This is a genomic window from Amycolatopsis sp. YIM 10, from assembly GCF_009429145.1.
Taxonomy (GTDB): domain Bacteria; phylum Actinomycetota; class Actinomycetes; order Mycobacteriales; family Pseudonocardiaceae; genus Amycolatopsis.
The window spans coordinates 5614253-5627803 of sequence record NZ_CP045480.1 but is presented as its reverse complement, the minus strand read 5'-3'; the positions used below and the strand labels follow the sequence as shown (position 1 = coordinate 5627803).

The window sequence follows — 13551 nt, the reverse complement described above, 5'->3', positions numbered from 1 at the left end:
GGCACTTCCGCGCCCGCCCGCGGCCGGGGAGGGTCGGATGGCGTTCCCCCGTCGCGACGAGCAGGAGCAGGGAAGATGGCGCTGGAGACGAACCGGTTCGAACAGATCGAGGCCGCCGCACGCGGCGGTGACGACGAGATCCTCGCCTTCGCGGCGGCACAGGAGGGCGGCGCGGCCGGCCTGCTGGACGAGATCTTCGCCAACATGGCCGCGGCCTTCCGGCCCGAACGGGCCCGCGGGCAGCAGGCGGACTTCCAGTACGAGGTGTCCACACCGGACGGACCGCTGGAGTACTTCGTGCGGGTCACCGGGGACGCCTGCGAAACCGGCCGCGGCCGGGTGGACTCGCCGAAGCTGACCACCAGGGTCGCGCTGCCCACCTTCCTCCGGCTGGTGTCCGGCAGGCTCAACGGGATGCAGGCCTTCCTGCGGGGCAAGGTGAAGATGTCCGGGAACACGCTGTTCGCGTCCAAGTTCGAGTACTGGTTCGAGCGGCCGTCCTGAGCGGGGAACCGGCGATGAACGATCTGGCGGCGCGAACCTGGGTGCGGCGGCGGCCCCGGGACACCGATCAGCTCCCGGCCGAGTACTGGTTCGACGGGCCGGTCTCGCCACGTGCTTCCCGGCCGGTCGCGCCGCTGCGCCGGCTGGTGCTCTGGGATCTCGCCGTTCTGGTGCCCGCCGAGGAACTCGACACCGAACTGCACCGACGGGTGGCGGCCAGGGTGCTCGGCTGGCCTTCGGTGGCACCCGAACCGGCGGGCGGGCGCACCGATCCCGAACTGGCCTGGCGGACGTTGCTTCGCAACGGGGTGCCCGCCGCGCGGGCCGCGGAACTGGTGCCGGTGGTGCTGCCGGGGCTCGCGGTCGAACTGGCCGGGCGCGGGCTGTCACGGCGGGACCTGGCCGGGGTACCGGCGGTGGCCGGTGCGGTGCTCGCCGCGGTGGGCCGGATCCCGGGCGTGGGGCAGGCGGTGATCAGCGGCAGCGTCCGGGCGAACGCCCTGCGCAAGATCCGTGGCGTCGGCCTCGGCGCCCACCTGGCGGCCGACGTCGGCGCGTACGGCTCCGAGCAGGCTGGGTGGGGTGCGCTGATCTCGCTGGCGGTGCAGCGGGCGGTCCGGCACCGGGGCCTCACCCGGCCGGAGCGGACCGTGCTGGTCACGGGCGCCGCGCGGGTGGCCGAAGCCGCCCGGTGCGAGGACCTGGCCGTGGTGCCGGCCGGTTCGTCGTGCCGGTCCGGGGTTCCCGATCTGGCGGAGGCCGCGAACGTACTGGGCGGGCTGCTCGCACCCGCCCGGAAACCGAGTGGGGACAAGACATGCCTGACGCGGTGACCGTGCTGCGGCGGGAACCGGTGCTCGTGCGGACCGGGCCCGCGGTGGTGGAGAGCTCGACGGTGATCGAGCCGGGCGAGGAGGTCTTCGCCGGGCACTATCCCGGATTCCCGATCCTGCCGGGGGTCTGCCTGCTGGACTGCGTGCTGACCACGATGCGGATGGCCCGCCCCGGGGCCGGGATGCGGGTGCTGGAATCGGGCCGGTTCCTCGCCCCGGTCTTCCCCGGGGACGTGCTCACCACCGTCGTGGAATGGGATGAGCACGGACGTGTGCGGGCGACCGTGCGCACCGCACGCGGCAAGGCGGCGCGGTTTCGCTTCACGGCGGGAGAGGCGCCGTGACCGAGCCGATCGACGTGGCGTCCGTGCTGCCCCATCGCTATCCGATGCTCCTGGTGGACCGGGTGACCGAGCTGGTGCCCCGGGAGCGCGTCACCGCGGTCAAGGCCATCACCAGGAACGAGCCGTGGTTCCGGGACACCGGAGCCGGCGGGTGTCCGCCCTATCCGGTGGCGCTGGTGCTCGAATCCTGGTGCCAGGCGGCCGGTTTCCTGGTGGTGCCCGGAGGCGGGGACACCGGTGGCAAGGCGATGTTGTTCGCCAGCGCCACCGACGTGGTGTTCGGCGCCCCGGTCGGGCCGGGGGATCTGGTGGTGCACCACGCGGAACTGGTGCGAGCGGTGGGCGAGACGGTGATCGTGACCGGGCGGAGCCAGGCGGGTCGGCGGACCGTGCTGACGGTCGCGCACGCGGTGATGACCATCCGCCCGGCCGCCGCGCTGACCGGCGCGCCGGAGACCACAGTGCCCGTCCGATGACCCCGCCGGTGGACCCCGGTCGTTGCGGTACAACGTCCCTTCCCGAGCCGCCGCGGCTCGACGAGATTGAAGGCAGCCGACGGGAGGAGAAGGCGTGAAACTGGGAGTGTCCTTGCCGACCGTCGGCCCGCCGGGACGGCGGCGTTATCTGGTCGAGGTCGCCGAGGCGGCCGACCGGCTCGGGTTCGACTCGCTGTGGGTGAGCAGCCACGTCGCGCTGCCCGCCACCCGGAACAGCACCTGCCTCTACCCCAGGGCCAAGACGGCCGGTGCCTACAACTGGGGCGTGGCCTGGCTGGAACCGGTCGCCGTGCTCGGCCTGGTCGCCGGGATCACCGAGCGGATCCGGTTCGGGACCCACGTGCTGGCGCTGCCCTACCGCAACCCCGTCGTGCTGGCCACCGAACTGGCCACTTTGGACCAGTTGTCGCTCGGCCGGTTCGTGCTGGGCGCCGGGATCGGCTGGATGGCCGAGGAGTTCGCGGCGGTCGGCGTGCCGAGGTCGGAGCGGGGGGCCAGGACCGACGAGACCATCGAAGTGATGCGCACGTTGTGGTCGAACAAGAACCCGGCTTCCTTCCACGGGCGCTTCGTGGACTTCGACGACATGTGGCTGGCCGCGCGGCCGCACACCCCGGGCGGCCCGCCCGTCTACGTCGGCGGCAACACCGACGCGGCGTTGCGCCGGGTCGCCCGGCTCGGGGACGGCTGGCTGGCGCACGAGCTCTACCCCGAGGAAGTGGTGCGGGGCAGGCAAAAACTCACCGACCTGGCAGCGGCCGCCGGACGGGACCCCGAGCACATCGAGCTGACCGTGCGGCGCGGGCTGCTGCCCCCGTTCCCGGTGATGGACTTCATGTCCGACCGGGCCTGCATCGCCGGATCCGCCGAAGAGGTGGCTGAGCAGTTCGACGCTTACCGCAGCGCCGGGATTTCCCTGCTGGTGCTGGACCTTTCGATGCGGCCGGCGGAGATCGTGGAAACGCTGGAATGGCTGTGCAAGGAAGTGCAACCGCTGCTGTGACCGAATCACACTGGAGGCGACGATGCTCGAGACGGACAACGCGCTCGGTGGCGAGCGCGAGCGGAGGGTCAAGGAGATCGTCTGCGAGATCCTGGAAATCGACCCGGCCGAGGTGACCGAGGAAAGCCTGTTCAAAGAGGACCACGACGCGGACTCGCTGCGGGCGATCGAGATCCTCGCCGCGCTGGAACGGAACTTCGGGATCGTCATCGACCAGGCGGAGCTGAGCCGGATGGTGAATCTCGCCGGGGTGCACGAGGTGGTCGCCGAGGCCTCCGCGCGATGAACGGCTTCGGCGGGGTGGACCCGGCGGGCCGGGTGGTGATCACCGGTATCGGGGTGGTGACCAGCATCGGCACCGGGGTGGACGAGTTCCGCGCCGGGCTGCGCGAGGGCCGCAGCGGGGCGAAACCGATCACCGCCTTCGACACCACCGGGTTCGCGCACGCCAACGCCTGCGAGATCACCGATTTCGAGCCAGGGCGGTGGCTGCGTACGGTGCCCGCCGGATCACTCGGCCGCGCCAGCCAGTTCTCCGTCGCCGCCGCGGTCATGGCGCTGCGGGACGGGGGACTGGCCGAGGAGCGGCTGCGGTCGGCACCGTCGCTGGTGTCGGTGGGCACCACGGACGGCGAATCGCGCGATCTGGACCACCTCGTCGCCGTGGAGGTCGAGCACGGGCCGGAAGCCTTCGATCCCGCGGTGGTCGCCAGGGTGCCCGCCAGCCGTCTGTCCACGGCCATCGTGTCGGAACTCGGACTGTCCGATGTGGAAGTGGTGACCATTCCGACCGCCTGCGCGGCCGGGAACTACGCGATCGGCTACGGGTTCGACGCCATTCGCTCGGGCGATGTGGAGTTCGCCCTGGTCGGCGGAGCCGATGCGCTGTGCCGCAAGACGTTCACCGGTTTCTACCGGCTCGGGACCATCGCACCGGAGGCGTGCCAGCCGTTCGACCGCAACCGCAAGGGCATCCTCACCGGTGAGGGCGCCGGGATCCTGCTGCTGGAGAGCCTGGCGTCCGCGCGTGAGCGCGGCGCGCGGGTGTATGCCGAGATCCTCGGTTACGCGCTCAACTGCGACGCCCACCACCCGGTGGCCCCCGACCGCGCCAGCATCGCGCGCTGCATGGCGCTGGCGCACGAGCGGGCCGGCGTGAAACCGTCCGAAATAGACTTCATTTCGGCGCACGGCACCGGCACCAAGGCCAACGACGTCACCGAGGCGGCGGCCATCCACGAGGTGTTCGGATCGCGGCCGCCGAGCACGATCTCGATCAAGGCGATGATCGGCCACACGATGGGAGCGGCGAGCGCGCTGGCTTCCGCGGCCTGCGCGCTGGCCATCGCGGAGGGCTTCATCCCGCCGACCATCAACCACTTCGACACCGATCCCGAGTGCGGACTGGACTGCGTGCCCAACCACGCCAGGGAAGCGAAACTACGGGTGGTGCAGAACAACGCGCTCGCCTTCGGCGGGAACAACGCGGTGCTCATCCTCGGCGATTGCGAGCAACCGCGATGACCGGTGGGGGAGCGGGGTGGCTGATCACCGGCATGGGCGCGGTGACCAGTGTCGGCCGCGACGTGGCCGAGTTGTTCGGCGCGGTGTGCGACGGGCGCAGCGGCCTCGGTGAGCTGAAGGCCTTCGACCGGACCAGGTTCCGCGCCGGCAAGGCGTACGAGATCGACGATCGCGCCGTCGACGGCACCGACGAGCCGCTCCGGGCGACGCGCTGGCTGCTCACCGCCGTGGCCGAAGCCGTCGCCGACGCCGGGCTGGACCCGGACCTCGGCGAAACCCCGGTGCTGGTCGGGTCCACCCTGCGCGAACTGAGGTCGGTGGAGCTGGCCTGGCGGGACGGCGCCGATTTCGACCTGGCGCGGCTGCACTTCGGCACCGCGCTCCGCGAGGAGTTCGGTGCCACCGGCACCTACACGATGGCGAACGCCTGCTCGGCCTCGTTGTACGCCCTCGGCATGGCCGCCGACCTGCTCGACCTCGGGGAGGCGGACACCGTGGTGGTCGCCGGGACGGACACCATCAGCGAGAGCACCTACGGCATGCTGGACCGGGTCTACCCGCTGCCACCGGATGCGGTGCGGCCCTTCGACCGCAACCGGCGCGGCATGCTCCAGGGCGATGGCGCGGCGGCGATCGTACTCCAGCGTCCCGGTGCGGCGACCGCCCGCGCGCACGCCAGGGTTCGCGGGGTCGCGGTCAACTGCGACGCCCGGCATCCGTCCGCACCGGACCCGGCCAGCATCGCCCGCGTGATCAGGCAGGCCCACGAGCGCGCCGGGGTGAAGCCGGCCGACATCGGGCTGGTGCTGCTGCACGGCACCGGCACGCCGCTCAACGACGAGGCCGAAGCCGCCGCGCTCAGCGAGGTTTTCGGTGCGGACGCCGCCGGTCCGTGGATGACCGCGGTCAAGTCGATGATCGGCCACACCGCGGGTGCGTCCGGCCTGCACAGCCTGATCGTGGCGGTGGAATCGCTCAAGGCCGGCCGCGTGCCGCCGATCACCGGACTGGCCGAGCCGATCGACGAGGTGTCCCGGTTCCGCTTGGTGCGCGAGCACGCGGTCCCCGCCGCGCCGGTCACCGCGCAGGTGGACTCGTTCGGCTTCGGCGGCCTCAACGCGGTGGCCATCGTGGACCGGGAGCCCCGGTGAACGCGGGGCAGGTGGTCATCAGCGGCCTTGGCACCGCGATCGCCGGGGTGGCCGAGCCTGCCGGACTGCTCGGCCACCGCACCCCGGGCGGGGATCCGCTGGCGGGGTGGCGCGGGCGCGGCCTGCGCTACAAGGACAGGGCGACCCGGCTGGCGATGTGCGCGGGCTCGGCGGCACTGACCGACGCCGGACTGCTGCGTGACGGAGAGCTCACCACCGCGGCGGACGAGGTCGGCGTGGTGGTCAGCTCCAACCTGGGCAACGTCGACACCGTTTGCGAAACCGTCGAACTGATCGCCGAGCAGACCTACGAAGCGACCAGTCCGATGCTGCTGCCCAACACGGCGAGCAATGTCATCGCGTCCTGGGTCGCGATCGCCAACGGGCCGCGCGGGGCGAACCTGACCCTGTGCAACGGGGCCACCTCCGGCCTCGACGCCGTGCACTGGGCGCGGCTGCTGGTCGCGGCCGGCCGGGTGCGGCAGGTCCTGGTGGTGGGCACGGAACCGGACACCGCACCGGCCAGGCAGATCGCGGACTGCCCGGCGCTGTTCGACGGGGCGGCCGCACTGGTTGTCGAACCGGCAGCGACCGCGGTGGAACGCGGTGCGCGCCCGTTTGCCGTTCTCGGCGGGTACACCAGGCGAGCCGGGCTGGCCGAAGCGATCGAATCGGTGCGCGCGACCAGCGACGGCGAGCCCGAGCTGTGGTGCCCGCCTGGCATTGAGACCGCCGGAGGCCCGCGCACCGCCCGCTGTGACCTGTCCGCCCGGTTCGGCGAGTGCTCCGGTGCGCTGGGCGTGTTGCAGTGCGTCGCCGGTGCGGTGTGGCTGTCCGGCGCGCATGGGCCCGTCCTGGCCACCACGGCCGATGCCGACGCGGCCGCCGCGCTGCTGCTGATTCGTCCCCAGTCCACCGCGCCGGGCACCCGCCCGGCCCGCGAACCATCCGAGGAGCCGACGTGAACCACCCCGCCGGCACGCTGCCGCGTGCGCTCGACCTGGACACGGTGCTCGGTGCGCCGACGAGTCGCGAACTCCGGCCCCGCTACGAGGGCTCGAACATCTGCACCTGGATCGGCTTCAAGCACGTGAACTACCTGGTGGAGGAGGCGGTGCTGGACCACATGCGGCTCGGCGGCCTCGCCCCGGGCGCGCTGTACGAGCGGTTCGGCCTCTGCGTCGACCTCGTCGACCTGGACACCCGGATCCACACCGCGCTGCACCTGGACGACACGGCCGTGGCCGAGGTCGCACCGGCCGCGGAACAGCCTGCCGACGGCCTGGCCTTCACCGTCCGGTTGGCGGTGGCCGGGGGCGCGGCCAGGGCGGGGACCGCCAAGGTGCGGGTGGCCCTGCGGCTCGACCCCGCCCGGGGCGAGACGGCGCCGCTGCCGGACGCCATCGCCCGGCGGGCGGTGCCCGCGGTGGCCGATCCCCGTGGCGAGCCGGTCGCCGCGCCGGACGTGCCCGGCTCGCTCGCCGAAGGCCGGAACGCCCTCGTCTGGAGCTGGCGCATCCCGTACTTCTACTGCCACTTCACCGAGCGCGTGCAGCTGTCCGGCTACCTGCGCTTGCTGGAGGAGGCCGTCGACCTGTTCCTGGCCGGCCGCGGGGTGTCCATCAAGACACTGGTGGACGAGCAGGGCTGGATTCCGGTGGTGCCACGCTCGCGGGTGACCATGCTGGCCGAGGCCAGGATGGAGGAAGAGGTCCACGTCGTGCTGAGCGTGCGCGAGGTGTTCAAACGGCTGACCTACACCGCCGGCTTCGACTGCTACGTGGTGCGCGACGGGCGGTTGCTGCCGGTGGCGACCGGCGAGATCACCCACGGCTACGCCCTGATCGAGAACCGGCGGGACTGGAAGCTGGTCGACTTCGACGATCGCCTGCTGCGTGCTCTGTCCGAAGTGGACCGGCAGGCGGTGGTGCGGACCGGCCGCGGCGAGCCGCGGTCATGAATCCGGTGGTGATCACCGGGATCGGCGCCGTGTCCTGTCGCGGTGCCGGGGCGGACCGGTTGTGGCAGGCGATGGCGGAGGGTGCGGCGAAACCGCCGGAGCCGCTGACCGACCCGCACGCCGCCATGCCGGTGCGCCTGCTGCACCGCGTGGCCGACGGCGAACTGCCCGCGCCGGAGTCCGGCCGGATCGGCCGCGCGTCGCTGCTCGCCATCGGCGCGGCGCGGGAAGCGATCGCCGACGCCGGGCTCGACCTGGCCAACGAGGCCAGGCCGGGCATCGTGACCGGCACCTGCGTGGGTGACAGCGGCCTGCTGGAGAGCTGGCGGTGCGGTGGCGGGGTGCCGGGTGACGAGACCGCCTCCCCGTTCGCCGTCACCGCCGCGCTGGCCGGGGAATTCGGGGTGGCCGCGCACACCGCGACCCCGGGCAACGCCTGTGCCGCGGGTGGCTTCGCGCTCACCATGGCGGCGGACCTGATCGCCGACGGCGACGCCGAGGTGGTGCTCTGCGGTGGGGCCGATGCCTACAGCAGGGTCATGCTCGGCGCCTTCAACCGCATGGGGGCGCTCGACCCGGTGCGCTGCCGCCCGTTCGACCAGCACCGGCGCGGGGCCGTTTTCGGCGAGGGCGCCGGAATGCTCGTGCTGGAGTCCGCCGGGCACGCGGCGGCCAGGGGACAACGGCCTCTCGCCACTCTCGACGGCAGCGGCTGGAGTTGCGACGCCCACCACAGCACGGCGCCGGAACCCAGCGGCACGCAGATCACCCGGGCCATGCGCGAGGCGCTGGCAGCGGCGGCGGTGAACCAGGTCGGCTGCGTGATCCCGCACGGCACCGGCACCGAACGCAACGACGTCGTGGAGAGCCAGGCGCTGGTCTCGGTGGTCGGCGACCAGGTACCGGTCTACAGCCTGAAGGCACTGCTCGGGCACACCAGCGGTGCCTCCGCCGCGCTGGCCGCGGTCGCCGCGGTGCTGATGCTGCGTCACCGCCGGGTGCCGCCGAACGCGCCGATCGGCGAACAGGACCCCGAATGCAAGGTGAAGCTCCCCGTGGACAGCACCGAACTGGGCGGCCCGGTGCTGGTCAATGCCTACGCCTTCGGCGGCAACAACGTTTCCCTGGTCCTCGGGCGGGCGGCATGACCGGCGCGGGGCGGGAGTTCGTGGCCACCGGGATCGGGATGCTCACCCCGTCCGGCCGGACACCGGCGGCCGATACCGGCGCCGGCCGGGCGGACTGGTTCGACTCGCGCCGGGAGCTGGGCCGCGGTTACAAGTACCTTCCGCCCGCCTGCCAGTACCTGCTCGTCGCCACGCGGGCCGCGGTGGCCGATTCGGGCGGCGCGCTGGAGGCGGTCGGCGAGGAACGGCGTGCCGTCGCGGTCGGCAGCAACCGGGCGATCGCCGCGGTGCACGACGGGATGGACCGCACGATCCTCGAGTCCGGCTCGGCGGAACTGAGTCCGGCCACGGCCGCGTACGGCGCGGTGAACGTGCTGACCGGCCGGGTATCGGTGGAACACGCGTGCAAGGGGTTCAACCTCACCCTGACCACGCCGGTGATCGCCGGGCTGGAGGCGCTGGCGACCGGTGGCCGGGCGCTGCGGGCAGGCCGGTCGGACGTGCTGATCGCGGGCGCGATGGAGGAGCCGCCCCCGCCGGGGGCGGGCACCGGCCGGGCCGAGCAGGGCGCGATCGCCTTGCTGGTGGAGACGGCCGCGCTGGCGCGGCGCCGCCGGGCGAGGGGATACGGCTCGATCGAAACACAGACGCTGGTGCTCCCGGCGACCGCCAAGGGGAAATCGGCACGCCGCCTGCTCGACGGCTCGATGGCCCGGCTGGGCGCGATCGGCTTGCCGGTGCACACCGTGCTGGACAAGTCCCCCACGGCGGAGATGGTGCGGACCGCGCTGGCCGGGCACCCGGTCGCCGCCGAGCACGAGCCGGGCGACGGCTGCCTTCGCGCGATGGCGGTGGTGGCCCGGTTGCTCGCCGCCGGTGCCGAGGACTGCCTCGTCGCCGCCGCGGCCGGCACGGGCACGGTGGCACTGGCCAGGGTCCGCCGGTGGGACCGCGGCGATCGGAGCCGGACATGCTGATATCCCTGCGGGACCGCTGGTGCCTGGTGCTCGGCGCGTCGAGCGGGATGGGCCGGGCCACCGCGCTGGCACTGGCCGAACAGGGCATGCACGTGATCGGCGTGCACTTCGACACCGCGGAGCGCGCCGATTCGGTACCGCCACTGCTCGACGAGATCCGCGAGCACGGCGTGTCCGCCCACTTCGTCAACGCGAACGCGGCCAGCGCGCGGGTCCGGGCGGAACTGGTGCCGGTGATCGCCGGACTGACCGGCGGCGCCGGTGTGCACGTCCTGCTGCACTCACTGGCCTTCGGCACGCTCCAGCCGTACCTGCCGCGGGACGGGAACCGGCCGCTGACCGCGCGGCAGCTCGACATGACCGTGGATGTGATGGCCCACAGCCTCGTGTACTGGGTGCAGGACCTGGTCGAAGCCGGACTGCTGCCCAGCGGGGCCAAGGTGCTGGCGATGACGAGTGCGGGCAGCTCGCGGGCGATGCCGAGCTACGGCGCGGTGTCGGCGGCCAAGTGCGCGCTCGAGTCCCACGTCCGCCAGCTTGCCTGTGAGCTGGCCCGGTTCGGGATCTCGGTCAACGCGCTCCGCGCCGGGGTGACGCCCACCCCCGCTCTGCGGCGGATCCCGGAGTATCGGGAGTTCGTCGCGCAGGCGGCCGGGGTGAACCCCCACGGCAGGCTGACGCTGCCGGAAGACGTGGCGGAAGCCGTGGTGCTGCTGGCCGGATCGGACAGCTCGTGGATCACCGGCAACGTCATCGGGGTGGACGGGGCGGAACACCTGTCGGGCGTGCCGTCCTGGAACCCCGCGCGGACGACGGTGAACGGAAAGGGGGAAAGCGATGCCCATCGGACAGCCGAACCGGGATGACCGCCTGGTCATCTCGTCGTGGTCGGCGGTGTCGCCGTACGGGATGGGGGCGGGCGCACTGCGCGAGGGGCTGCGTTCCGGTCGCTCGGCGGTGACCACTTTGGACGGTCAACGCTGGCCGGGACCGCTGGACCGGGCCGGCGTGGTACCCGGCTTCGACATCACCGAGGTGCTCGGGCGCAAGGGCACGCGGTCGATGGACCGGGCGACCGCACTGGCGGTCACCACCGTCGGCATGCTGGTCGGCGGCCACGCGATCGGGGACAGTGATCGCACCGGCCTGGTGCTGGGCACCACCACGGGCAGCGTGCAGTCCATCATGGACTTCACCGAGGATTCGCTGACCCGGGACCGCCCCTATCTGGTGGACCCGGCGCAGTTCCCGAACACGGTGATGAACCGCGCGGCCGGGCAGAGCGCCATCTGGTACGGCCTGCGTGGCCCGAACACCACGCTTGCCGGTGGGGCGCTGACCGGGTTGCTCGCGCTCGCCTTCGTCTCGCGGATGCACCGGTCCGGGCACGCCGAACTGATGCTGTGCGGTGCGGTGGAGGAGTTCTCCGAGCGGCGGGCCTGGCTGGACTGGCACACCGGCGGCAGGGGGACCGCGGGGGAGGGCTGCGTGGTCTTCCTGATGGAGTCGGCGGCGGGTGCCCGCCGCGGTGGACGGGCGCCCGCCGCCGAGGTGCTGAGCACCAAGTTCACCGCCTTTTCCGAGCCCGCGCAGGCCAGGCGACGGCTGGCTGGTTGTGTGGAAGGCGCACTGGCGGCCGCCGGCGTCGCGGCCGGCGAACTGGCGCTCGTCGCCACGTCCCCGGCCGGTGGCGAGCTGGGCGAGGCCGAGGCGGCGGCTCTGTCCGATGTGGCCGGTGACGGGGTGCCGAAGATCCGCTGTGACGAGGCGGTCGGGGACACCGCGGCCGCGTCGGCGGCCTTCCAGCTGGCCGCCGCGCTGTGCCAGGCCCCCGCGGGCGGTCTCGCACTGATCACCTCGATCGCGCCGGCCGGAACCGCCGGGTGTGCGGTCGTCGCGGTACACCGAACCGGGAGCGGTGCCGATGCCTGACCGAGTCGCCGACGGAGCCGCGGTGCTCGACCGCATCGCGGCGCTGCCCGCCGGGTTGTTCGAGCGGTGCGGTGCGTGCGACCGGGTGGTGCACCGGGAGACGCTGGCGCGCCGGCTGCGCACTTGCCCGTGTTGCGGGCACTACTTCCGGCTCGGCTCGGCGGAGCGCATCGCGTCACTGGCGGACGAGAGGAGCTTCACCGAACTGCACCGGCAACTCCGCTCGGCCGATCCGCTCGAGTTCACCGATCGGCTCCCGTACACCGACCGGCTCGCCGGCGCGGAGGAGAAGACCGGTCTCGGCGAAGCCGCGGTGGCGGGGACGGCGACCATCGCCGGCTGCCCCGTGGTGCTGGTCGTGCTGGATTTCGCCTTCCTCGGCGGCAGCATGGGCTCGGTGGTCGGGGAGAAGATCGCGCGGTCCGCCGAATCGGCCGCCGAGCGGGGCGTGCCGCTGGTCGTGGTGTCCGCTTCCGGTGGGGCACGCATGCAGGAGGGAGCGCTCTCCCTGGTGCAGATGGCCAAGTGTGCCGCCGCGATCGGGCGCCTGCGGGCGGCGGGTGTGCCGTACGTCAGCGTGCTGACCGATCCGGTCTACGGCGGGGTGGCCGCCTCGTTCGCCGCACTCGGCGATGTCATCGTGGCCGAGCGCGGTACCAGAGCCGGCTTCGCCGGTCCGCGGGTGATCGAGCAGACCATCGGGCAGCGGTTGCCCACCGGGTTCCAGACCGCCGAGTTCCTGCACGAACACGGCCACGTCGACCTCGTGTGCGCCAGGCCGGAACTGCCCGCGGTGGTCGGCGCGCTGGTGCGGTTGCTCTCCGCGGACGCGGACCCACCGGCCACAGGGGGAAGCACGGCACCCGTTGCCGAGCAGACCGCCGCCGAACTGGACGGCTGGGCGGCGGTCGGTGCGGCCAGGAACCCCGGCCGCCCGAGCGTCACCGAGCACCTGGAGCTGATCTTCGACGAACTGCTCGAACTGCACGGCGACCGGTGGATCGAGGATGATCCCGCCGTCGTCGCGGGAGTCGGCAGACTCGGCGACCGGGTCGTGGTGTTCGCCGGGCACCGGAAGGGGCGCGGCCTGGAAGAGAACTCCCGGTGCAATTTCGGCATGCCGCACCCGTCCGGCTACCGGAAGGTCCACCGGCTCTACCGGCTGGCCGAGCGCCTCGCGCTGCCGGTGGTGACCCTGATCGACACCCCGGGAGCCTATCCGGGCCTCCGCGCGGAGGAGGAAAACCAGAGCGCGGCCATCGCCGAACTCCTCGCGCTGGGCGCCGGGCTGAGGGTGCCGGTGATCAGCGTGGTGACCGGCGAGGGCGGGAGTGGGGGAGCGCTGGCGCTCGCGGTGGCGGACAAACTGCTGATCCAGGAGCACGCGATCTTCTCGGTGATCAGTCCGGAAGGCGCCGCGGCGATCCTGTTCGGCGACGCGGAGCGGGCCGCCGACGCGGCCAGGGCGTTGCGCCTGCGCGCGAACGACCTGTTGCGGCTCGGCGTGGTGGACGAGGTGCTGCCCGAACATCCCGGAGACGCCAGGGCGAGCAGCGCCGTCATCGCGGCGGCCGTGTCGAGGCACCTTCGCGAGCTGACCGCACTGGACCCCGCCGACCTGCTGGACCGCCGGTACCGCCGGATTCGGTCCCACGGCTCGAACGCCGTCCGGCAGACCGCTGAAATCGAAGGGAACTGA

The 13551-nt window shown here is 72.8% G+C and carries 15 protein-coding genes; all 15 read left to right on the top strand.

The window, feature by feature from the left end:
• The first annotated feature begins 75 nt into the window (after window positions 1-75).
• The 15 genes from YIM_RS48665 (at window position 76) to accD (ending at window position 13551) form a co-directional block, all read left to right on the top strand.
• Window positions 76-504: an SCP2 sterol-binding domain-containing protein gene (locus YIM_RS48665; protein WP_194239752.1), complete on the top strand. Its 429-nt coding sequence runs from the start codon at window positions 76-78 to the stop codon at window positions 502-504.
• Between the two features lie 14 nt (window positions 505-518).
• Window positions 519-1337, top strand: coding sequence for a hypothetical protein (locus tag YIM_RS26725; protein WP_153032953.1), 819 nt, complete (start codon window positions 519-521; stop codon window positions 1335-1337).
• Entirely contained in the window at window positions 1322-1681 is a 360-nt protein-coding gene (locus YIM_RS26720) for a hypothetical protein (RefSeq protein WP_153032952.1), read from the top strand. Before YIM_RS26725 ends, YIM_RS26720 begins: the two co-directional genes overlap by 16 nt.
• Window positions 1678-2157, top strand: coding sequence for a 3-hydroxyacyl-ACP dehydratase FabZ family protein (locus YIM_RS26715; RefSeq protein WP_228004039.1), 480 nt, complete (start codon window positions 1678-1680; stop codon window positions 2155-2157). Before YIM_RS26720 ends, YIM_RS26715 begins: the two co-directional genes overlap by 4 nt.
• Window positions 2158-2251: 94 nt before the next feature.
• Window positions 2252-3181, top strand: coding sequence for an LLM class F420-dependent oxidoreductase (locus YIM_RS26710; protein ID WP_153032951.1), 930 nt, complete (start codon window positions 2252-2254; stop codon window positions 3179-3181).
• A gap of 22 nt (window positions 3182-3203) precedes the next feature.
• Window positions 3204-3467 carry an acyl carrier protein gene (locus YIM_RS26705; protein ID WP_153032950.1) on the top strand — a complete coding sequence of 88 codons (264 nt, stop codon included), beginning with the start codon at window positions 3204-3206 and terminating at the stop codon, window positions 3465-3467.
• The gene (locus YIM_RS26700; RefSeq protein WP_153032949.1) at window positions 3464-4705 is read left to right on the top strand and encodes a beta-ketoacyl synthase; all 1242 of its coding nucleotides are present in this window, start codon (window positions 3464-3466) and stop codon (window positions 4703-4705) included. Before YIM_RS26705 ends, YIM_RS26700 begins: the two co-directional genes overlap by 4 nt.
• Window positions 4702-5856, top strand: a complete 1155-nt coding sequence (locus YIM_RS26695; protein WP_228004038.1) for a beta-ketoacyl synthase — start codon at window positions 4702-4704, stop codon at window positions 5854-5856. The genes YIM_RS26700 and YIM_RS26695 overlap by 4 nt, the downstream gene beginning before the upstream one ends.
• Window positions 5853-6821: a beta-ketoacyl synthase N-terminal-like domain-containing protein gene (locus YIM_RS26690; RefSeq protein ID WP_153032948.1), complete on the top strand. Its 969-nt coding sequence runs from the start codon at window positions 5853-5855 to the stop codon at window positions 6819-6821. Before YIM_RS26695 ends, YIM_RS26690 begins: the two co-directional genes overlap by 4 nt.
• Window positions 6818-7816 (top strand): thioesterase family protein, encoded by a 999-nt coding sequence (locus YIM_RS26685; protein ID WP_228004037.1) that lies wholly within the window; start codon window positions 6818-6820, stop codon window positions 7814-7816. Before YIM_RS26690 ends, YIM_RS26685 begins: the two co-directional genes overlap by 4 nt.
• On the top strand, window positions 7813-8964 hold the full coding sequence (locus YIM_RS26680) for a beta-ketoacyl synthase (RefSeq protein WP_153032947.1): 1152 nt from the start codon (window positions 7813-7815) through the stop codon (window positions 8962-8964). The genes YIM_RS26685 and YIM_RS26680 overlap by 4 nt, the downstream gene beginning before the upstream one ends.
• The gene (locus YIM_RS26675; RefSeq protein ID WP_194239751.1) at window positions 8961-9920 is read left to right on the top strand and encodes a beta-ketoacyl synthase N-terminal-like domain-containing protein; all 960 of its coding nucleotides are present in this window, start codon (window positions 8961-8963) and stop codon (window positions 9918-9920) included. The genes YIM_RS26680 and YIM_RS26675 overlap by 4 nt, the downstream gene beginning before the upstream one ends.
• Entirely contained in the window at window positions 9914-10786 is an 873-nt protein-coding gene (locus tag YIM_RS26670; protein WP_153032945.1) for an SDR family oxidoreductase, read from the top strand. Before YIM_RS26675 ends, YIM_RS26670 begins: the two co-directional genes overlap by 7 nt.
• Window positions 10758-11852: a beta-ketoacyl synthase N-terminal-like domain-containing protein gene (locus tag YIM_RS26665; RefSeq protein ID WP_153032944.1), complete on the top strand. Its 1095-nt coding sequence runs from the start codon at window positions 10758-10760 to the stop codon at window positions 11850-11852. The genes YIM_RS26670 and YIM_RS26665 overlap by 29 nt, the downstream gene beginning before the upstream one ends.
• Window positions 11845-13551, top strand: a complete 1707-nt coding sequence (gene accD / locus YIM_RS26660) for an acetyl-CoA carboxylase, carboxyltransferase subunit beta (RefSeq protein WP_153032943.1) — start codon at window positions 11845-11847, stop codon at window positions 13549-13551. The genes YIM_RS26665 and accD overlap by 8 nt, the downstream gene beginning before the upstream one ends.

Excerpts from the sequence above, each read along its gene's own strand:
- YIM_RS26680 (WP_153032947.1), top strand. The coding sequence starts at position 7,813 with ATGAATCCGGTGGTGATCACCGGGATCGGCGCCGTGTCCTGTCGCGGT.
- YIM_RS26695 (WP_228004038.1), top strand. The coding sequence starts at position 4,702 with ATGACCGGTGGGGGAGCGGGGTGGCTGATCACCGGCATGGGCGCGGTG.
- YIM_RS26705 (WP_153032950.1), top strand. The coding sequence starts at position 3,204 with ATGCTCGAGACGGACAACGCGCTCGGTGGCGAGCGCGAGCGGAGGGTC.
- YIM_RS26675 (WP_194239751.1), top strand. The coding sequence starts at position 8,961 with ATGACCGGCGCGGGGCGGGAGTTCGTGGCCACCGGGATCGGGATGCTC.
- YIM_RS48665 (WP_194239752.1), top strand. The coding sequence starts at position 76 with ATGGCGCTGGAGACGAACCGGTTCGAACAGATCGAGGCCGCCGCACGC.
- YIM_RS26665 (WP_153032944.1), top strand. The coding sequence starts at position 10,758 with ATGCCCATCGGACAGCCGAACCGGGATGACCGCCTGGTCATCTCGTCG.
- YIM_RS26700 (WP_153032949.1), top strand. The coding sequence starts at position 3,464 with ATGAACGGCTTCGGCGGGGTGGACCCGGCGGGCCGGGTGGTGATCACC.
- accD (WP_153032943.1), top strand. The coding sequence starts at position 11,845 with ATGCCTGACCGAGTCGCCGACGGAGCCGCGGTGCTCGACCGCATCGCG.
- YIM_RS26725 (WP_153032953.1), top strand. The coding sequence starts at position 519 with ATGAACGATCTGGCGGCGCGAACCTGGGTGCGGCGGCGGCCCCGGGAC.
- YIM_RS26670 (WP_153032945.1), top strand. The coding sequence starts at position 9,914 with ATGCTGATATCCCTGCGGGACCGCTGGTGCCTGGTGCTCGGCGCGTCG.
- YIM_RS26720 (WP_153032952.1), top strand. The coding sequence starts at position 1,322 with ATGCCTGACGCGGTGACCGTGCTGCGGCGGGAACCGGTGCTCGTGCGG.